This is a genomic window from Winogradskyella undariae, from assembly GCF_013285155.1.
Lineage (GTDB): Bacteria > Bacteroidota > Bacteroidia > Flavobacteriales > Flavobacteriaceae > Winogradskyella > Winogradskyella undariae.
Map to the genome: position 1 here is coordinate 180,986 of NZ_JABTEL010000007.1, position 20,038 is coordinate 201,023.

Annotated in this window: 21 protein-coding genes and 1 tRNA gene; 11 read left to right on the forward strand and 11 right to left on the reverse strand. The window is 30.2% G+C overall.

All coding sequences use genetic code 11. The features are described from left to right. Positions 1–245 precede the first annotated feature (245 nt). Positions 246–836 (reverse strand): hypothetical protein, encoded by a 591-nt coding sequence (locus tag HSX10_RS11450; protein ID WP_173588360.1) that lies wholly within the window; start codon positions 834–836, stop codon positions 246–248. Between the two features lie 166 nt (positions 837–1,002). Between HSX10_RS11450 and HSX10_RS11455 the strand changes: the two genes are divergently transcribed. From HSX10_RS11455 to HSX10_RS11500, 10 genes are all read left to right on the forward strand, one after another. After that, positions 1,003–1,584 carry an RNA polymerase sigma factor gene (locus HSX10_RS11455; protein WP_173588361.1) on the forward strand — a complete coding sequence of 194 codons (582 nt, stop codon included), beginning with the start codon at positions 1,003–1,005 and terminating at the stop codon, positions 1,582–1,584. 4 nt (positions 1,585–1,588) lie between these two features. Then, the gene (locus HSX10_RS11460; RefSeq protein WP_173588362.1) at positions 1,589–2,335 is read left to right on the forward strand and encodes a tetratricopeptide repeat protein; all 747 of its coding nucleotides are present in this window, start codon (positions 1,589–1,591) and stop codon (positions 2,333–2,335) included. An 86-nt stretch (positions 2,336–2,421) separates the two neighbouring features. Then, the gene (locus HSX10_RS11465) at positions 2,422–3,189 is read left to right on the forward strand and encodes a TatD family hydrolase (RefSeq protein WP_173588363.1); all 768 of its coding nucleotides are present in this window, start codon (positions 2,422–2,424) and stop codon (positions 3,187–3,189) included. Continuing rightward, positions 3,190–4,218, forward strand: coding sequence for an asparaginase (locus tag HSX10_RS11470; protein ID WP_173588364.1), 1,029 nt, complete (start codon positions 3,190–3,192; stop codon positions 4,216–4,218). Positions 4,219–4,295: 77 nt separating this feature from the next. Continuing rightward, positions 4,296–4,383 (forward strand) — tRNA-Ser (locus tag HSX10_RS11475). A gap of 73 nt (positions 4,384–4,456) precedes the next feature. Further along, a complete protein-coding gene (locus HSX10_RS11480) occupies positions 4,457–5,221 on the forward strand; it encodes a MotA/TolQ/ExbB proton channel family protein (RefSeq protein ID WP_173588365.1) in 765 nt (254 codons plus the stop codon). A 9-nt stretch (positions 5,222–5,230) separates the two neighbouring features. Continuing rightward, positions 5,231–5,677, forward strand: coding sequence for a hypothetical protein (locus HSX10_RS11485; RefSeq protein ID WP_173588366.1), 447 nt, complete (start codon positions 5,231–5,233; stop codon positions 5,675–5,677). Between the two features lie 6 nt (positions 5,678–5,683). Beyond that, on the forward strand, positions 5,684–6,319 hold the full coding sequence (locus HSX10_RS11490) for an ExbD/TolR family protein (RefSeq protein WP_173588367.1): 636 nt from the start codon (positions 5,684–5,686) through the stop codon (positions 6,317–6,319). Positions 6,320–6,330: 11 nt separating this feature from the next. After that, positions 6,331–6,795, forward strand: coding sequence for an ExbD/TolR family protein (locus tag HSX10_RS11495; RefSeq protein ID WP_173588368.1), 465 nt, complete (start codon positions 6,331–6,333; stop codon positions 6,793–6,795). A 92-nt stretch (positions 6,796–6,887) separates the two neighbouring features. Then, complete coding sequence (locus HSX10_RS11500; RefSeq protein WP_173588369.1) at positions 6,888–7,586, forward strand: porin family protein; 699 nt, start codon at positions 6,888–6,890, stop codon at positions 7,584–7,586. On the opposite strand, the gene HSX10_RS11505 is transcribed toward HSX10_RS11500, so the two are convergent. From HSX10_RS11505 to HSX10_RS11535, 7 genes are all read right to left on the reverse strand, one after another. Further along, entirely contained in the window at positions 7,581–8,189 is a 609-nt protein-coding gene (locus tag HSX10_RS11505) for a hypothetical protein (protein WP_173588370.1), read from the reverse strand. The genes HSX10_RS11500 and HSX10_RS11505 overlap by 6 nt on opposite strands. Positions 8,190–8,200: 11 nt before the next feature. Continuing rightward, positions 8,201–9,667 carry an RNA polymerase factor sigma-54 gene (rpoN, locus tag HSX10_RS11510; RefSeq protein ID WP_173588371.1) on the reverse strand — a complete coding sequence of 489 codons (1,467 nt, stop codon included), beginning with the start codon at positions 9,665–9,667 and terminating at the stop codon, positions 8,201–8,203. A gap of 82 nt (positions 9,668–9,749) precedes the next feature. Next, the gene (gene asnS / locus HSX10_RS11515) at positions 9,750–11,183 is read right to left on the reverse strand and encodes an asparagine--tRNA ligase (RefSeq protein ID WP_173588372.1); all 1,434 of its coding nucleotides are present in this window, start codon (positions 11,181–11,183) and stop codon (positions 9,750–9,752) included. An 80-nt stretch (positions 11,184–11,263) separates the two neighbouring features. After that, positions 11,264–12,649, reverse strand: coding sequence for a TonB-dependent receptor (locus HSX10_RS11520; RefSeq protein WP_173588373.1), 1,386 nt, complete (start codon positions 12,647–12,649; stop codon positions 11,264–11,266). Beyond that, positions 12,628–13,911: a peptidase associated/transthyretin-like domain-containing protein gene (locus HSX10_RS11525; RefSeq protein WP_173588374.1), complete on the reverse strand. Its 1,284-nt coding sequence runs from the start codon at positions 13,909–13,911 to the stop codon at positions 12,628–12,630. The genes HSX10_RS11520 and HSX10_RS11525 overlap by 22 nt, the downstream gene beginning before the upstream one ends. Then, positions 13,904–14,656 (reverse strand): GLPGLI family protein, encoded by a 753-nt coding sequence (locus tag HSX10_RS11530; RefSeq protein WP_173588375.1) that lies wholly within the window; start codon positions 14,654–14,656, stop codon positions 13,904–13,906. The genes HSX10_RS11525 and HSX10_RS11530 overlap by 8 nt, the downstream gene beginning before the upstream one ends. A gap of 12 nt (positions 14,657–14,668) precedes the next feature. Continuing rightward, complete coding sequence (locus HSX10_RS11535; protein ID WP_173588376.1) at positions 14,669–14,944, reverse strand: hypothetical protein; 276 nt, start codon at positions 14,942–14,944, stop codon at positions 14,669–14,671. A 208-nt stretch (positions 14,945–15,152) separates the two neighbouring features. Between HSX10_RS11535 and HSX10_RS11540 the strand changes: the two genes are divergently transcribed. Further along, positions 15,153–15,503, forward strand: a complete 351-nt coding sequence (locus tag HSX10_RS11540; RefSeq protein WP_217363264.1) for a helix-turn-helix domain-containing protein — start codon at positions 15,153–15,155, stop codon at positions 15,501–15,503. Between the two features lie 4 nt (positions 15,504–15,507). Here HSX10_RS11540 and HSX10_RS11545 read toward each other — a convergent pair whose 3' ends face one another. The 3 genes from HSX10_RS11545 to frr all read right to left on the reverse strand — a co-directional run bounded on the left by HSX10_RS11545 (position 15,508) and on the right by frr (position 20,000). After that, entirely contained in the window at positions 15,508–17,925 is a 2,418-nt protein-coding gene (locus HSX10_RS11545) for an efflux RND transporter permease subunit (protein WP_173588377.1), read from the reverse strand. Positions 17,926–18,085: 160 nt separating this feature from the next. Further along, positions 18,086–19,366 (reverse strand): DUF5686 family C-terminal domain-containing protein, encoded by a 1,281-nt coding sequence (locus tag HSX10_RS11550; protein ID WP_173588378.1) that lies wholly within the window; start codon positions 19,364–19,366, stop codon positions 18,086–18,088. A gap of 79 nt (positions 19,367–19,445) precedes the next feature. Next, on the reverse strand, positions 19,446–20,000 hold the full coding sequence (gene frr, locus HSX10_RS11555) for a ribosome recycling factor (RefSeq protein ID WP_173588379.1): 555 nt from the start codon (positions 19,998–20,000) through the stop codon (positions 19,446–19,448). Positions 20,001–20,038 lie beyond the last annotated feature (38 nt).

Genomic DNA, 20,038 nt, shown 5'->3' on the forward strand with positions numbered 1-20,038 from the left:
GAAATGTTACCCCATTTTAGAAAGATTTTTTTTAATTCATTGAAAACAATGGGTTCATGAATGCAAAAAGTCAGAAAAATTAATTTCTGACTTGATGACTAAGTGGGTACTTCAGATTTAAGGTAAATCATTCATTAAAACTGTTAATGAAGTTTTCAGTACCGACTATAGTCTCCCTCTAAATTAAACGTAAACATTTGTGTTTGATTCACTAATAACAAACGATGTTAGCAAGATTTTTATATTTAATTCACTTTAAATCCTAAAGGAATATAAGGTTGAGCAAAATTTGGAACAGGCCCTCCAGCTCCATAAAAATCGGAACTTAAAAACTCAACATTTCCTTGTGTTATTGGATAAGGAACATTAGAATAATCGGACTTTCTTAATATTCTACCAATTGTTTCATTTAAAAGTGTGTGGCCAAATATTGTGCGTTCTACTTTAATAATATCTCCTGCATTAACAATAAGAGGTGATATGTATTTATATTCTAATTGAGATTGTGAAAAAGAAAGATTGGCAGAGGTTTGCTGATTTGTGGTTTCGTTTTTTATTAAAATTAAGTAACTACCCGTCCAAGTACTTGGATTTTGATACCCAACACTACATATTTCACCATTTGCATTTATTTTTATTCGATATTGATGCGTCTCTAAGTCCATGGTCTCTGGCAAGTCATCATAGCCATTTGCTAAGGAAAACGCATTCGTAATTAGTGTATTTACATAAGATTCATCACATGCATTGTTTGTTGCGTCATCGTCATTGTCACAAGATGTGATTGCTAATAAGCTAAATGTTAATAGAACTGCGATTTTTTTTAAGTTTTTCATATTGTTGACTTTAAAATGTTTATTTGTACTTATATAGACAGAGTGGTTAAATTGTTACCCTTTTATAGGTTCTTTTTCTGTTGTTACACCCTTATATCAAAACCTGTTTAGAATTGTTACCTTCATTTTAGAAAGATTTTTTAAATTCGTTGAAAATAATGGGGTCATGAGCGCAAAAAAAATACATGAAGATCAGAAGTATGTTGATGGATTGGCAGCAAACAATACATTTATTACTCAAGCTATTTACGATAAGTTTGCACCTAAGGTGATTAACTATATAAAGAATAATAGCGGGGATACTTACGATGCGCAAGATGTTATTCAAGAAACCATCATTACAATATATAATCAGGCAAAACAGAATAAGTTACAATTAACTTGTCCCTTTGATGCTTACTTTTTCTTGCTTTGTAAACGCAAATGGTTAAATCAATTAAAGAAAAGTGGGAGAAAAGAGGTAACAATTAACGAAGAAGTTTTATCTAAGGATGATGATGCACAAATATTGTCTTTTGAAACTTCTGTTTTTGAAAATAAAGAAGCTTTATTTAAAGAAATGTTTCAAGAACTTGGTGACGCGTGTAAAGATTTACTTAATGCAACTTTCAAAATTAAGTCAATGGAAGAAGTTGCTAAAAGTCTCAATATTACTTATGCTTATGCACGAAAGAAAAAATCCTTGTGTATTGGGCAATTAACCAAACTAGTGCAGGCATCACCTAAATTTAACCTACTGAATTATTAGTATTATGGAAGAACAAGATTATATACAGTTTGAAGCTTATGTCTCTGGTGAAATGTCTCAAAATGAATTGTTAGATTTTGAAAATCGCTTGCAAACAGATTCTAAATTAAACGAAGCATTTCAAATTTATAAAGATTTATCTTCTCATTTAAAGCACGAGATTGCTAATGAGCAGGAAGCTTCAGATTTTAAAGCCAATTTAGATGTTGTTTCTAGTCTGTATTTTAATAAGCATGAATCAGGTGAATCTAAAGAAGAAGTGTCTCAAGAACCTAATCTCTTTAAATATATAGTTGCGGCTTCGGTAATGGTTTTATTAGGATTTTTTATGTTCAATCAAGTTTCAGATCCAATTTATGAAGATTACAATGATTTTCATTCAATCAGTTTAATGACCAGAAGTGCCGGTGATGAAGTGACTATAGAAGCCGAAGAGAGTTTTAATGCTAAAAATTATAAAGACGCATTAGTTGCTTTTAATATTATTTTAGAAGATGATTTTGCGAATTTAGAAATTCAACTTTATAAAAGTATCGCTTTGGTAGAAACGAATCAGTTTGAAGAAGGTGACGATTTACTTCTTAAAATTATAAATGGTAGCTCGGCTTATAGAGATAATGCCAAGTGGATTTTAGCTTTAAGTTATTTAAAACAAGAACAAAAAGCAGGCTGTAAAGAGGTTTTAAAAACAATACCTGAAGATACAGAATATTATAAGTCAGCACAAAAACTATTGAAGAAGTTAGATTAATTACACGTTATTTTAATTAGTTTATTATACAAGAAATACTAGTATGAAAGTCATCAAAACCAAGATGACTTTTTTACTTTTACAAAATGATAATTACAGATACACATACGCATTTATATAGTGATGCTTTTGATGACGATAGAGTAGAGATGGTTAATCGCGCATTAGAGGCAGGAGTTACACGTTTTTTTATTCCAGCCATAGATTCTTCATATACGAATGCAATGCTTCAACTCGAAAAAGATTTTCCGCAGTATATGTTTTTAATGACAGGATTGCACCCCACTTCGGTAAAAGAGAATTATAAAGAAGAATTAAATCATGTTGAAGACCTATTATCACAGCGTAAGTTTTGTGCTATCGGAGAAATTGGTATCGATCTATATTGGGACAAGTCTACTTCAGATATTCAGATTGAAGCCTTCAGACACCAGATTAATTTAGCAAAACAATATCAGTTACCTATTGTTATTCATTGTAGAGATGCATTTGATGAAGTTTTTAAAGTATTAGAAGAAGAGAAATCGGATGATTTATTCGGAATCTTTCATTGTTTTACAGGAACATTAGAACAAGCGGAAAAAGCTATTTCATATAATATGAAATTAGGTATAGGTGGCGTAGTGACTTTTAAAAATGGTAAAATAGATCAGTTTATTAATCAAATAGACATGAAACACATTGTTTTAGAAACCGATTCACCGTATTTAGCACCAAAACCATACCGAGGAAAACGTAACGAAAGCGCTCATATATATAAGGTAGTCGAAAAATTATCAGAATTATATGGTATCAGTGAAGATGAGGTTGCTCGTATCACCACAGAGAATTCAAAAACTATATTCGGATTTTAAATGACAAAACAACCTCACATTTTATTAATATATACCGGAGGAACAATCGGTATGATCAAGGATGTATATACTGGGTCATTAAAGTCATTCGATTTTGATAGTTTACTAGTTAAAATCCCAGAATTACATCTATTAGATTGTACTATTGATACTATTTCTTTTGAAGAGCCAATAGATTCCTCTAATATGAATCCTAAATATTGGGGAGATATTGCAACCATTATAGGTGATAACTATTTAAAGTTTGATGGTTTTGTAGTTTTGCATGGTAGCGATACAATGAGTTATACGGCATCTGCACTTAGTTTTATGCTCGAGAATTTAGCAAAACCTGTAATTTTAACAGGTTCTCAATTACCAATTGGTGATTTGCGTACTGATGCTAAGGAGAACCTAATTACATCTATACAAATGGCATCTTTAAATATAGAAGGTTTGCCAGTGATTAGGGAAGTTTGTTTATACTTTGAATACAAATTATATAGAGGGAATAGAACTACTAAGCTTAATGCAGAACATTTTGAAGCTTTTGAGTCATTTAACTATCCAGATCTTGCAGAATCTGGCGTACATTTAAATGTAAATTCAGATTCGTTATGGAAACCAAAACCTAATACTGAACTGATTTTGCGTACGGCAATGGATACTAATGTTGGTATATTAAAATTATTTCCTGGAATTTCTAGACCTATTTGCGAAGCTGTTCTTAAAAGTAAACTAATTAAAGGGCTAATTCTTGAAACTTATGGTTCAGGAAATGCAACTACAGAACCTTGGTTTTTGGAATTAATTAAAAACTCCGTAAGAAATGGATTACATGTTGTGAACGTGACTCAATGTGCAGGTGGAAGTGTTAATATGGGGCAGTATGAAACCAGTTCACAACTCAGGTTATTGGGCGTAATATCTGGAAAAGATATGACTACGGAAGCGGCGATTACCAAATTGATGTATCTTTTAGGAGAGAATATTGAAAAAAAAGATTTTAAAACTATTTTCGAAACATCTTTACGTGGAGAATTGTCCTAAAAATAACATTATATATTTTAGTGTTTGAAGATTTTTTCGTTATTTGGCCGAATGTAATTTTGAAATAGATTTTAGAGAGAGAGGTGGCCGAGTGGTCGAAGGCGCACGCCTGGAAAGTGTGTATACCCCAAAAGGGTATCGAGGGTTCGAATCCCTTCTTCTCTGCTGATATTTGTGTTGTAATTGCATATTTTTTTTTATCTTTAACACTTTAACTAATAAAATTAAGATTTAGACAATGAAAAGATTATTTTCTATCCTTGCCATAACATGTTTAATGGCTATCGGAACTGTTAATGCTAATGCAACAACATTGGCAACTACAGCAGCAACTGTAACAAATGTAACTCAAGAAGAACCAGTTTCTGAAGATTTGAGTTTCCATCAAGAATTAAAAAAGCGTTTTATCGAAGGTGGTGCAGGCTTTATGGGTGTTGTATTATTATGTTTAATCCTAGGATTAGCAATTGCAATTGAAAGAATTATATATTTAAACCTTTCAACAACAAACACTAAAAAATTAACTCAAAATGTAGAAGATGCACTTAACTCTGGTGGTGTTGAAGCTGCTAAAGAAGTTTGTAGAAATACAAAAGGACCAGTAGCCTCTATATTCTATCAAGGTTTAGATAGAGTTGATGAAGGTACTGATGCTGCTGAAAAAGCTGTAGTAGCTTATGGTGGTGTTCAAATGGGTCAATTAGAAAAGAATGTATCTTGGATCTCTTTATTTATCGCTTTAGCACCAATGCTTGGTTTCATGGGTACTGTAATAGGTATGATTTCTGCTTTTGATAAAATTGAAGCAGCAGGTGATATGAACCCTTCATTAGTAGCAGGTGGTATTAAAGTAGCACTTTTAACAACAGTTTTTGGACTTATCGTAGCTATTATACTTCAAATCTTTTATAATTATATCATTGCTAAAATTGATAGTATTGTAAACGATATGGAGGATGCATCAATTACTTTGATGGATTTATTAGTAAGACATAAAAAATAAAAAATAATTATGAATTTTAAAACTATATCAAAAATACTTGTAGCTATACTTGGTTTTTTAGGTATTATTTTCTTAGTGCGTATTTTAGCCGTAGGAGATGAAGCTATAAAAACAGGAGGTGAAGACGGTTTAGTTGACCCTATGGCTTATGTAGCATATGTTATTTTGGCTTTAGTATTAGTTTTTGTATTGTTTTTTGTAATAAAAAACTTATTTACAAATACTGACAGCCTTAAAAACACTTTAATAGGTGTTGGATCGTTTGCCGTTGTATTAATTATAGCATATGTCATCTCTGGTGGTGATGCTATGTCTTATACTCTTCAAGAAGGAGGATTTGCAAGTGAAAGTACATCACAACTCGTAGGAGCTGGGTTAGTGTCTTTCTATTTACTGTTAGCAATTGCAGCAGGAGCAATGATTTTTGCAGGAGCAAAAAGAATAATTAGCAAATAATATATTATGGCAAAAAGAGCAGCACCCGAAGTAAATGCAGGATCAATGGCTGACATTGCCTTCTTATTACTTATTTTTTTCTTAGTAACAACTACTATTGAAAAAGATAAAGGTTTATTAAGAAGTTTGCCACCTATTGATGACACTCAAGTAGAACCGCCAGTTATTAAACAAAAGAATTTATTTACTGTTAATATTAATAGAAACAACCAACTCTTAGTAGAAGAGGAAGAACTTCCTATTAGTGAATTAAGACAAGCAGCTATAGATTTCTTAGATAATGGTGGGGGAACAAATCCAGCAGGTCAATCTTGTGATTATTGTAAAGGAGAAGGTTTATCCGATTCATCGGATCATCCAGATAAAGCAATTATCTCAATGAAACATGACAGGGAAACCACTTATGAAAAGTACATAGAAGTACAGAATGAGTTGGTTGCAGCCTACAACTACTTGCGTGAACGTGAAGCAGAGAGATTATACAAAAAGTATTATCCAAACTCTGACAAAGTTTTTACAGCAATGTTAGAAGAGAAAGAGAAGAATCAATATAGTAAGGATGAAGTGCTTAATGAGCGTATAGAAACCGTTAAGAAATTATTCCCTATGAAATTGTCTGAAGCAGAACCAGATAAAAACTAAAAGAAACCAATATGTCTAAATTTAGAAAAAAAGAAAAAGGTGAATTGCCAGCGATTTCAACGGCATCTCTTCCTGATATTGTATTTATGTTGCTTTTCTTTTTTATGGTTGCGACTGTAATGCGAGATAGTTCTTTAATGATCGAAAATGTACTACCAAGTGCAGATCAAGTAGAACAACTTAAAAAAGACAGAACTATTTTTATCTACGCAGGTAAACCTAGTGCTCAATACAAGAAATTTGGAGAAGAGCCAAGAATTCAATTTAATGATGCTTTTATTACAGTTGAAGATGTTCAGTCTTCAGTGTACCAAGGTATCAGTGAAATGAATGAAGAACTGCAGAGTAAAGTTGTTGTCGGTCTTAAGGTTGATAAAAACACAAATGCAGGTTTAGTATCTGATATTAAACAAGAGTTACGTAAAGCAAATGCATTAAAATTAATGTACATTGCAAATTCAAAACTTGAACAATAAACTAATTTTTTTAGTTTTATAAATATAACGTCCTGAGCAATCAGGGCGTTTTTTTATGTAATTACTATTAAAGATTTTGTAGTTTTATAAGTATGAAAATAGGGGTGTTATTTTTTATTGGTTTATTCAGTTATTTGGGGTTTGCTCAAGAGGATAAGTATGATAATTCAGAACTGTATGAAAAATATAGAGAGGATCAATTCTATGCTTCTGTAACGTATAATTTACTTAACCATAAACCTTCTGGTGTTTCTCAAACGGATTTTTCTTCTGGTTTTCATTTTGGCTTTATTAGAGATATGCCAATAAATAAAAAACGTAATGTAGCTATTGGTTTAGGATTAGGTATTTCAGCAAATTCTTATAACCAAAAAAATGTTTTGATTCAAGAAGCAGATAATGAAGTTTCTTTCGAAATCATTAATGAGGATGATTATAATGTTTCTAAAAATAAATTTTCTACTTATTTAATTGAAGTGCCTCTAGAAATTAGATGGAGAACTTCTACAGTTAAAGATTATAGCTTTTGGCGTATATATACAGGTTTTAAGTTTGGGTATTTAGTTCATAGCGTCATTAAGTTTAAAAGTGATTTAGGGGACGTTAAACTCTCTAATATTGATAATTTCAATAAGCTTCAATATGGTTTAACTTTAAGTGCTGGGTATAGCACTTGGAATTTTCATGTGTATTATGGACTTAATTCTATTTTTGACAAAGATTCTAAACTTGATAATGAATCTATTGATATGAAATCTTTAAAAATAGGACTTATGTTTTATATCTTATAACCAGTAATTTAAAAGGATCAACTGAGGTGTAAATCCTGTAAATATTCCTATAATTAATTCTTGATTCGTATGCGCTTTTAAATGTAAACGTGAAGTTGCAATTGCACCCATTATAATACACATTAGTGCAATAGTGCCACTAATATTTATATGATAATGTAAGCTCAATGCTACAGCAAACATAAAAAAACCTGATGCAGCTATCATATGAATACTCGCTTTAATTTTTAATACAGCTAAGATAAAGCATATTAGAGATGAGCATAGAATTCCTAAAAAGAAATAATGTAATTCTATAATTTCATTAGGGGTTAGTACTCTTATTAGAATTAATGCAATTATTATACAATTAATAAATAAAGGAATTAAACGTTCTCTGGTACTTTTTAGGTAGATACTATTAACTTTATTTATGGTCTTCAGTAAAAAAAATAATAGTATTGGTAATATAATAGTGAGTATTACGATTGAGAAAATTTTGGCTTTCATTACATGCAAAGGAATGTAGCGTGGTGTTTTAGAAAAGAAAAACAACAAGCCTAAAAGAGGCATAATTAAGGGGTGAAAAATGAACGATACACTTTTTAATATAAAATCTTTCATAAAAAGTTTACTTATAGTTCTTTTCTTAAGCGAGCTACCGGAATATCAAGCTGTTCTCTGTATTTAGCTACTGTTCTTCTTGCAATTGGATACCCTTTTTCTTTCAATATTTTAGAAAGTGCTTCATCTGTTAAAGGCTTCTTTTTACTTTCTTCTTCTATAACCGTTTCAAGAATTTTTTTAATTTCTTTAGTAGAAACTTCTTCCCCTTTATCATTAGTCATAGATTCAGAGAAAAACTCTTTAATCAATTTAGTACCATAAGGCGTGTCTACATATTTACTGTTAGCAACACGAGATATGGTGGAAACATCCATTTCAATTTCGTCTGCTATATCTTTTAAAATCATAGGGCGTAAATTACGCTCATCACCACTTAAAAAGTATTCTTTTTGGTAATGCATTATAGAACTCATGGTTACAAATAAGGTCTGTTGTCTTTGCCTTACGGCTTCAATAAACCATTTTGCAGCATCTAATTTTTGTTTAATAAACATTACAGCATCCTTTTGGGCTTTAGACTTCTCTTTCGTCTCTTTATAACCTTTAAGCATGTTGTTATATTCACGAGAAACATGAAGTTCGGGTGCATTTCTACCATTAAGAGTTAACTCTAATTCTCCATCTACAATCTTTATGGCAAAATCGGGTACAATATGTTCTACAATCTTATTATTACCAGCATAAGATCCGCCTGGCTTAGGGTTTAGTCTTTCAACTTCTTCAATAGCATCTTTGAGTTGTTCCTCATCGATGTTAAATTTTTGCATTAATTTTTTATAATGCTTTTTTGTAAATTGTTCAAAGCCCTTGTCTATAATTGTAGTTGCTAGCTCTACTTCAGGGTTTTGTTCTTTTCTATGCAATTGAATACTTAAACATTCTTGTAAATTACGCGCGCCAACACCTGCAGGATCTAATTGATGGACTATATTTAAGACTTTTTCAACCTCCTCTTCAGTTGTGTAAATATTTTGAGTGAAAGCTAAATCATCTGTTATGTCAGCTAAAGAACGGCGTATATAACCACTTTCATCTACGCTACCAACCAAGAAATAAGCAATTTCTTCCTCATTATCTGTAAGTCTAAACGTGTTTAGTTGGTTTATTAAATGTTGTGTAAAAGAAGTACCCGCAGCATAAGGCATTGTTTTATCCTCATCATCTGCACTATAATTATTGGCTTGTGTGCGGTATTCTGGTACTTCATCATCACTTAGATATTCATCAATATTAATATCATCAGTTTCGATGGTTTCATTGTCATCGAATTCAGTTTCTGAGTTGTCAAACTCATCAATATTATCTTCAGTTGCTTCAGATTCTTTTCCAGTATCTAATGCAGGGTTCTCTTCTAATTCTTGCTTTAAACGTTGCTCAAATGCTTGTGTGGGCAGTTGTATCAACTTCATAAGTTGAATCTGCTGTGGTGAAAGCTTCTGAGAGAGCTTAAATTGTAAAAACTGCTTTAAAGACATAAAATTTCTGTTGCTTATAAATGTAATGAAAAAAACCTGACAGGTTTCAAAAAGCTGTCAGGTTATTATTATTATATAACAATTAAAATTCTGCGTTTTGTGGTGTTCTTGGATAAGGAATGACATCTCTAATATTTCCCATTCCAGTGGCAAACATTACAAGTCTTTCAAAACCTAATCCAAAACCTGAATGTACAGCGGTTCCGTATTTACGTAAATCTAAATACCACCATAATTCTTCTTCAGAAATATCTAAAGCTTTCATTTTTTCTTTTAAAACGTCTAAACGTTCTTCACGTTGAGACCCACCAACCATTTCTCCAATTCCTGGGAAAAGAATATCCATAGCTCTTACCGTTTTACCATCTTCATTTAAACGCATATAGAATGCTTTAATGTTTGCTGGATAATCGAATAAAATTACCGGACATTTAAAATGTTTTTCAACTAAGAAACGTTCGTGTTCAGATTGTAAATCTGCACCCCATTCTTCAATAATATAATTGAATTTTTTCTTCTTGTTAGGTTTACAATTTCTTAGAATATCAATAGCTTCTGTATAGCTAACACGTTTAAAGTTATTATCTACAACAAACTTAATTTTTTCAATTAAGCTCATTTCACTTCGTTCTGCTTGAGGTTTTGTCTTTTCTTCGTCTAAAAGGCGTTTGTCTAAAAATTCTAAATCTTCTTTATTATGTTCTAATACATAACTTAAAACAGATTTCATAAAATCTTCAGCTAAATCCATATTCCCAGCTAAATCCATAAAGGCAACTTCTGGTTCAATCATCCAGAATTCAGCTAAGTGACGTGTTGTATTAGAGTTTTCTGCTCTAAATGTGGGTCCAAAAGTATATACTTTACCTAAAGACATGGCGTAAGTTTCAGCTTCTAACTGACCAGAAACGGTTAAGTTTGTTTCCTTACCAAAGAAATCTTCTTTGTAATTTATAGTGCCATCTTCGTTTAAAGGTGGTGTTTTTGCATTTAAATTTGATACTTTAAACATTTCACCTGCACCTTCAGCATCACTACCTGTTATAATTGGTGTGTGCATATAGTTGAAACCATTTTCGTTAAAATATTTATGTACAGCGAATGATAAAGAGGAACGTAAACGCATTACGGCACTAAAAGTATTTGTTCTTGTACGTAAATGTGCATTCTCTCTTAAAAATTCAAAAGAGTGTTTTTTAGGTTGAATAGGATAAGTTTCAGGATCAGAATCCCCTAAAATCTCTAATGTTTTTACAACAATTTCTACCGATTGTCCTTTTCCTTGGCTTTCTACTAATTCACCCGTGATATGGATAGCAGCACCTGTAGTAACACGTTTTAACGTAGCTTCATCAAAATTTTCAAAATCTACAACACATTGAATATTATTAATGGTAGAACCATCGTTTAAGGCTATAAATCGGTTTGCTCTAAAAGTTCTTACCCAACCTTTTATAGTAACATCTTGTAAAGTTACCTCTTGGGACAGTAGTTCTGCTACAGTTTTTGAAGTCATTTTTTAAATTATTTTGAAATGCAAAGATAAAAAAGCCTTTTGCTTTTAACTTAAAACCAAGTAAAGAAATAACATTATATTTATAAATAAAAACTAACTTGGAGCATTATATATCTTTCGATAAGATTGTAGTATGAACGAGAAGTTGAGAAGTCATTGATGTTTATAACCTCAAATTGCTTTTCGTTTAATAAATTTTTAGCTAAAATTGAGTATGAAAAATTACTATTCTTTGGTTTTAAAAATAATTCTGCTTCAATAAAATTGTAATTCACTTTATTTTGAAAATTTGGCTTTATGTGAGTATAAAGAACTTTAATATTTGAATCATTTTTAATCTTTATTATAGATTTAAATTGGTTGCTGATGCTACTATTAGAGTTTTTTAATTCAGTTTTAAATGTGGAATTATTATACATAAAAGTATTTTCAAAATTTACTGGCATTTTGAATCCTGTCCTTGCAACAAACTCTAATTGTAAATCATTAATTGTGATGTTTCTAAAATCAGAACCATTTAATGTGTTTAAATCCTCAGATATAGTATAGCTAGAATTAAATTGTAATGTGGAATTTAGAAACAGCACAAATGTTTCTGAATTTAGGAAGATGTTATAATTATTTAAACCTTCATTTTTTAAGAATGATGTCGTTATTGATATGTCTTCATTAATTATATTATTGAAAAAATAACCGTTTTTATTGTGAATGTACTGAATCCCTAAATTTATACTAGTTCGATTATAAAAATCATAATACTTAAAATCCATATTGAAATTATGCGATGTTAAATTATCTAGTGCAATTTTGTTATCCAAGAAATTCCTGAAATTAGTTTGGACTATATTGGTAAAGAGATTGTTTTCTGATGGTATTTTTTCATTGTAATTATAGTTTAATGAAAATCCAATCATCTTAGATAAATTATATTTGAGTTTTAAATATGGCAATGCTAGAATAGAACTTTTGCTACTGAAATCGTTATCAGAAAAATTCTGTAATGCTAGATTGTTGTAGTTTAATTTTAGTCCTAATCCGATATTACTTTTTTCGAATTTAAAATTATAACCAGAATTTATAAAATAGCTTCCAATTCTATACTCTGTATTGTTTACATAAGTTTCATTTTGATTTACTGAATTTTTTAACAAGGAATTATATTGGTTTGAAATGTAATTATAACCAATTTCAATTTTGTATTGATTTTTTTTGTGTAAACCTATTACGTCTGTTTTAAAAAGAAAATATTGCTTTTTAAATCTACTCGTTTGATTATTGAATTCTAATATATTATTTCCCTCATTATTAAATAACGTATTTGGGGATAAATTTAGTTCTTGTGGAGCCTCGCTAAGACTATGGGTTAAAATAGATTCTAATGCACTTTTTTCATTTATTCTGTAAGTTAAATTTACTTTGTTTTGGATTAATTTAGTCTTACTTATTAAATTTGATTGTTGAGACAAGCCATTATTATTACTAAAATTATTGCTATTTTTTTTTTATGATCGTAATAACCTAAATAACTCCAATGTAAGTTGCCTTTTTCTTTGTTTTCAAAAAATATTTCAGCATTTAAATTTGTGGGCTTATTGTTGATTTTTTCTGTTGTTGTTATTAGTGTTTGGCTATCGTCATTTATAGATATAGAGCTAGAGTTAATTCGATTTTTTGAATCGACTTCACCATTTAAGTTAAATCTGACTTTAGATTTTTTAAATAATTTGAATAGAATATTAGAGCTATTTATAAAATTGTTATTAAAATTGTGGAAAGAATCATCTAATATAGAATAGAAGTTGCCTTCATTAATTAGTTTTTTTGCAGAAAGCGTTCCGTTTTTTTTGAAAACCTGACTATTCTTGTAGCCAATATTATTTAATGAAGTATAATTGAAAAGTTTTACTTTATTATTTAGCAACATGCCAACCCCATTTATTTTGTGCATATTTTTATAACCATACGCTAAATCAACGTTACCAGAAAAATTAAGTTTGCCCTTTTTAAGCACTAAATTAAGTATAACATCATCTGAATCTCTCAATCCTTTCTTTAAAGAATTTTCATCATAATTTTCAATGCCTTGTATCTTATCTACAATATCAACATTAATGTTTTTAGAGGCGATGGTGTAATTTGAATCAAATAAATCATCACCATCAAGAAGTAGTTTTTTTATGCTTTTACCTTTGTATTTAATTTCACCATTATTTCCTACGCTAACACCAGGAAGTTTTTTTAATAAGTCTTCAACGGTTCTTTCTGTTCCATCTTTAAAACTATCTACATTATAAATGGTTGTGTCTTTTTTTATTGTAATTCTCTGTTTAGCCTTAATTAATATTTCATTAAGTTCATTAACGTTTTCTTTTAAGACGACATTTAAAGTGACACTATTGTCTTTTAAGAGTGTTTCGTCATCTAAATTAGAAATTAAAGTTTCATATAGAAAACTGTTAAATTCTAAATAAACTGAATCTTTTATATGTTTTAACTCTATAAAATATTTACCGTTTTTGTCTGTAACTGTATATTGTAGTGTGTTTTTAGTTTTTTTGTTTTTAACCAAAACTGTGACGTTAGTTAAGGTTTTAACACTGTCCTTAACAACCCCTTTAATTACAACTTGAGTAAAGCCAGATAAGGTAATACAAAAAAGAAAGGCTGTAAACTTTAATTTTAAATGTACAGCCTTTACAAAATGTTTGTTTACAATAATTTCATTCATCAACAAGGTATTCAATATATCTTTTAGGAACAAAAACTTCAGAATCAAGATCACTTTTATAACCTGTCATTTTTTTGAAATATTTTATATAGCTCTTTTTGTAATCTGAGAAAGAAGATACATCAACTAACCCTTTATACGGGTTTACTGGAGTTTCTTCAAATGTATAGGTAATAAGACTAGCTTTCATTTTAACACTACCATCTAAGGAGTTAATTTCTAAGATTAATCCAGGTAAACCACTGAATTTAAATGGACCATCTTTAAATGGTATGGATTTATCATAAAAAGCTTCATAATCTCTACCTCTAAATGTGCAGTAGGCCTTGTAACATTTAGCACCATTGATTATTTTAGTTTCGTTTGACAGATTCCAATTAATCTTTACGTTATCCTTAATAATTATAGGATTTTTCAACCCGCGTTTTTCTTTATAATATACTACGGAATTTTCTAAATTCTTATAAAAGAATTTCTTGAAATTGTTAGAATTAATTTCAAATGAACCTAGTAGTTCAGATTCAAAGATAGTATCCTTAAGCGTAAACCTAAATTCGCTATCATTTCCATCACTTTTCAAAAGACCTCTATAGAATAAAATTGAACCATAATCATCAACTTCATCAATCAGATTTATAGTATATTCAATTTCAATATTATCTTCTTCAATCGAAAAAATGTCATTTGGGAATAAAGATATAAAGCAATTAAAAAAGAAAAAAAATATTAATAGATATTTTGACATAAAAATTATTTGTTAGTTAGACGACGTTTCAATAATTTTAACAGCTACTGTCAATCCTAATGCTCGTTTTGCTGCGGCAGTTGCCGCTGCGCATGCTGCACCATGAGCAACAGCTGAATCTTCATGTTCCGCACATTTTTTCACGCTAGCAGACTCATCTCCTACTGTAATAGTTCTTCTACAGCATGATTTTGCAAAGTCATTGTTTTCAAAATCTATTGAAGTAACAATTAATTCATTTCCTTTTTCCGTTGCACCTTCCGTGTTATTATTAGTTAACGCAAACACGCCACCAATGAACACTACACCTAATAAACCATAAAAACATGATATTTAGATTTTTAACAGTAAAAATTATTTTTAATTTAGCTATCAAAACTATTTTGATATAATAAAAATACAAGCTTTTTGTGAAAATCTTTATTCTTAAAATGAATAAATTTATGCTATTTCGGTATATGTATTTTTTATCTTTACTAGAAAAAAATAAGTTATTATGATTAATGTAGGTAAAAAAATACGTCATTTAAGAGAACAAAAAGGGCTAACCCAAGAGGCTGTTGCAGATGTTTTACACATTTCGCAACCTACATACGCACGTCTAGAAAATGGTGATCGAAACTCATGGGCAAATTATATTGAGCCACTTTGTAGTTTATTTGAAATACAACCTGAAGATTTGTTTAAACAAGATACTTTAATTATTAATCAAAATCAGCAAGGTGGTAATGGTGCTTTCATCATCAATCAACTTTCAGAACAACTCATAGCTCAATATGAAGAAAATTCTAAATTAAAAGATGATATAATTGCCGACTTAAAGAAAAGGCTTAGTAAGCACGAGTAATTTTTCACAAATTTTTATGTTCTAAATTGTCTTCATTCTCATCATCATCATCCGAAGGAATAATATCTATAGAAGGTTCTCTCAATACTTCTTTATTTGCAATATTACGCTCTAAAGATAATAGAAGCGAAGGTAATAATAGTAAGTTAGATAGCATGGCGAATAGTAAAGTTATAGAGACTAAAGCACCTAAAGCTACTGTACCACCAAAACTAGAAATTGTAAAGACAGAGAATCCAAAGAATAAAACGATAGAAGTATAAATCATACTTACACCAGTTTCTCTTAACGCTCCGTAAACAGATTTTCTAATTTTCCAGTTATTGGCCTGTAATTCTTGTCTGTATTTAGCTAAAAAGTGAATGGTGTCATCTACAGAAATACCAAAAGCAATACTAAAGACTAGAATCGTTGATGGTTTTATTGGCACACCAATGTATCCCATGATTCCTGCAGTAATTAAAAGGGGTAATAAATTGGGGATTAATGAAACCATTATCATTTTAAATGATCTAAATAAATAAGCCATAAACAAAGCGATAAGTATAATAGCTAAGGTTAATGAGATCATTAAATTTTTTACTAAATATTTGGTTCCTTTTTGAAACACTAAAGCTTTACCTGTAATGGTTATTTCATAGCGTTCTTTAGGAAATAATTTATCTATTTTATTTTGAAGATCTTCTTCTATACGTTCCATTTTATCAGTACCAATATCTTTCATAAAGGTAGTAATACGTGCATATTGCCCTGTGCTATCAACAAAATCACTCAGCATATCTGTGTTCGATGTTGAGTTTTTAGCATAAGATAAGATGAAACTATTTTCTTGACTTGTTGGTAATTGGTAATACTTAGGATTACCATTGTAATAAGCCTGTTTGCTATATTTTACCAAGCTAACGACAGAGATAGGTCTAGATAATTCTGGGATTTCAGTAATTAATTGTTCTAATTCATCCATACGTTTTAAGGTCGATAGTTTCATAACTCCCTTTTTACGTTTGGTGTCTATTAAAATTTCTAATGGCATAATCCCATTAAATTCAGATTCAAAAAACCGAATATCATTAAAAAACTCTGTATCCTGTGGCATATCTTCTATAAGACTTCCTGAAATCTTAATTTGATATACACCAATAATACTTGTAATTATTAAGATTAGAGTTGTAATGTATATGGTAATTTTCTTGTTTTTCACCATAGATTCCATCCAACCTACAAAACGACCAATCCATCTTTTGTTTAAGTGTTCTAAGTGGCGTTCTTTTGGGTAAGGTAAGAACGTGTACATGATAGGAATCACTAATAAACACAATAAAAATATAGCCAAAATACTTAATGAAGCCACAACACCAAATTCTTTAAGTAGGGTACTTTCTGTAAAGATAAATGTAGCAAAACCTGAAGCTGTAGTTACATTTGTCATTAATGTAGCGTTACCAACTTTAGTTATAACGCGTTGTAATGATCTTACTTTATTTCCATGAGCTTTTACTTCTTGTTGGTATTTGTTGATTAAGAATACACAATTGGGAATCCCAATAACAATTATTAATGGCGGAATTAATGCTGTAAGTACTGTGATTTCGTAACCCAATAACCCTAAAATTCCAAAGGTCCACATAACACCAATACAAACTACAATAAGCGAAATAAATGTTGCTCTAAATGATCTAAAGAATAAGAAGAATATAAATGAGGTTACAAAAAGTGCTCCTCCGATAAAAATGGGAATTTCATCAATAATACTCTGTGAGCTTAATGTACGTATGTAAGGCATTCCTGAAACTCTTACATCGAGTCCGGTTTGAACTTCAAAAGCATCAATCTTTTTTTGTAGAACATCTAAAATAAATATTTTACGAGCAGGTGTATTTATAATATCCTTTTTAAAATAAAGTGCTGTTCTAAGGGTTTTAGTTTCGGCGTTAAATAAAAAATTGTCGTAGAAAGGATATTGCTCAAAAAGTTCATCTTCAAGCTGAACAATTTCTTCCATATTAGAAATAGAATCCTTTATAAAGGGTTCTAAGTCAAACCTTTCTTTCTCAGTGTTTTTAACAAGTTTTTTTAGATCTTTAATGGATAAAACAGCATCTATTTCTTCATAATCTTTAAAAGAATCTGCTAGTTTATTCCATGCATTTAATTGTTTTACAGTAAATATTGTAGAATCTTTAACTCCTAATACAACAAGGTTTCCTTCTTCCCCAAAAATTTCTAAAAAGTTATTGTAAACTAAGTTTATTTCGTGATCATCGGGCAATAGGTTTGCTTCAGTAGTAGAAAATTGCATGTATTTCCATTGCGTACTAAAAAATATAGTAGCCAAAATAATGGCAATAATTATAAAAATTTTATTACGAAGAATAAGTCTTGCAACGGCCTCCCAGAATCCTGTGGTTAAAATTTTAAACATGCATTGATAGCTTTCTTAGAGCAAGCTCTTAAGATATTAATTGAAAATATTTTTTTGATGAAACCATCACTTTACATAAATCTCGTTTTGAGATAAATGAGCGGCAAAGGTAGAAAAAACCTAAGAAATTGTAGGTTAATTAACAGTAATATAATTTATGTTATAATGAAATATTGAAGGTGAATTTAAACGCTATGTTATCTTCTAATTTTGGTAGGTGATAGCCACCATATCTGTAGGCAAAACTAAGTCCAAAACCAAAAACCAACTTATTGATTTCAAAACCCGATTCAGAGTAGAGCTTATTAAGTGTACCAAACTGAATATCTTGATGTCTACTAATACTATTCATATCTCCTATGGCATAACGTGATATAAGAACAAGTTGGGGTTTAAAACGGTTAGAAATATTAAAGGGTTTAAAGGCATGCTTTAATTGTAGTGTAGAAAATTTATCACTAAAAAATTCATTAAAATACATCGTTTCAAAGCTATTTAAACCGGCGACTGAAAAACGTTGTAAAATAGTTTCCTTGGTAATGTTATTAGGATAAGCATGATATAAATGTGTTATAGGCGCATCTCCACCTACAACTCCTGCTACTAAAGTTACATTTGTTGTGGATCCGTTTTTGTATTTAAACTGTTGTATGGTTCTAAAATCTAGTTTAGAAAAATTAAAATCACTACCAAATATAGATTTAAAACCTTGTGTTAATTGTAAGGTGAATTTAGGATATCCATCCTTAGTTTCTTTTATATTATCTTTAATAAGACTGTAAGTACTAAATGGGCTCCATTGTAAACTCATTTTAGCAGTAGTTAAATCAAAAAAAGTATAACTATTATTATCTAATACGTAAGTGTAATTATACGTTGGGTCTATTTTAGATACGGCGAACTGTGTTTCAGTAAGCAGATGATTAGATAGTTTATGTTGTATAGAAACAGATTTTGTTATATGCCTATGAAATAAATCAATATTTAATAAGCGTGGTTCAAAAAATGTAAAAAACCGTTTATCTGTTAAAAATTTTGAGCTTCCTGTTTCTTGTAAATCATCAACATAGGCAAGGTGTATCCAAGTGTCTGTTGCTTCGTTAACTCTAAAGCCACCTCCAATTTTATACTTAAATGCTTTATCTTTAAACCCATAAACAAGGTAACCATCGAGACGGTATGTATCAGAAAACCGATCGTTTGTAATTCCACCTAATCCACTTCTAAGCCCTTCATATTGATTAAATTTTATTAGATATCTTAAATCAAGATTAAAATAATTAAATGGGAGGTAACCATTACCAATATGTTTTAAGAACTCTGTTTTTTTTATGGAGTCTTTTGCGGTTTTATGAGCCTCAGATTTTGTTGTAGGAAGTTGTTGTGCATGACCGTATGTTGCAAGCGTTAAAAATAAAACGACACACAAATGCTTTAACATGTAAAATTTTTAAAAATTCTGATTAGAAAAAAACATCCCAAACGTATTTGGGATGTTGAGTTATTTTATGCTATTGAGATTATACAGTCATAATCTCTTTCTCTTTAATTTCTAAAAGAGACTCGGTTTTTTTTACGTAAAGATCTGTTAGTTTCTGAATATCAACTTCGGCAGTCTTTTGTAAATCTTCAGAGATATCAGTATCTTTAATATCGTGATTGGCATCTTTACGAGCATTTCTGATTGCTATTTTTGCATCTTCAGATTCTGCTTTTGCTTGTTTTGCTAAATCTCTTCTACGTTCTTCCGTCAATGGTGGTACATTAATAATAATTAAGTCACCGTTATTCATTGGGTTGAAACCTAAATTAGCAATCATGATTCCACGTTCAATTTCTTGAAGCATATTTTTTTCCCAAGGTTGAACAGAAATTGTTCTACCATCTGGTGTATTAACATTTGCAACTTGGCTAAGTGGTGTTTGAGAACCGTAGTAATCTACCATTACACTTCCTAGCATAGCAGGACTTGCCTTACCTGCTCTAATGTTAGAAAATTGCTTTTCAAGATGTTTTAAGGCAGCATCCATTGATTCTTTTGTGCTGTCTATTATAAATTTAATGTCTTCGTCCATAGTTGAAAATCTTAATTATATATGATCAAAATTTAAGC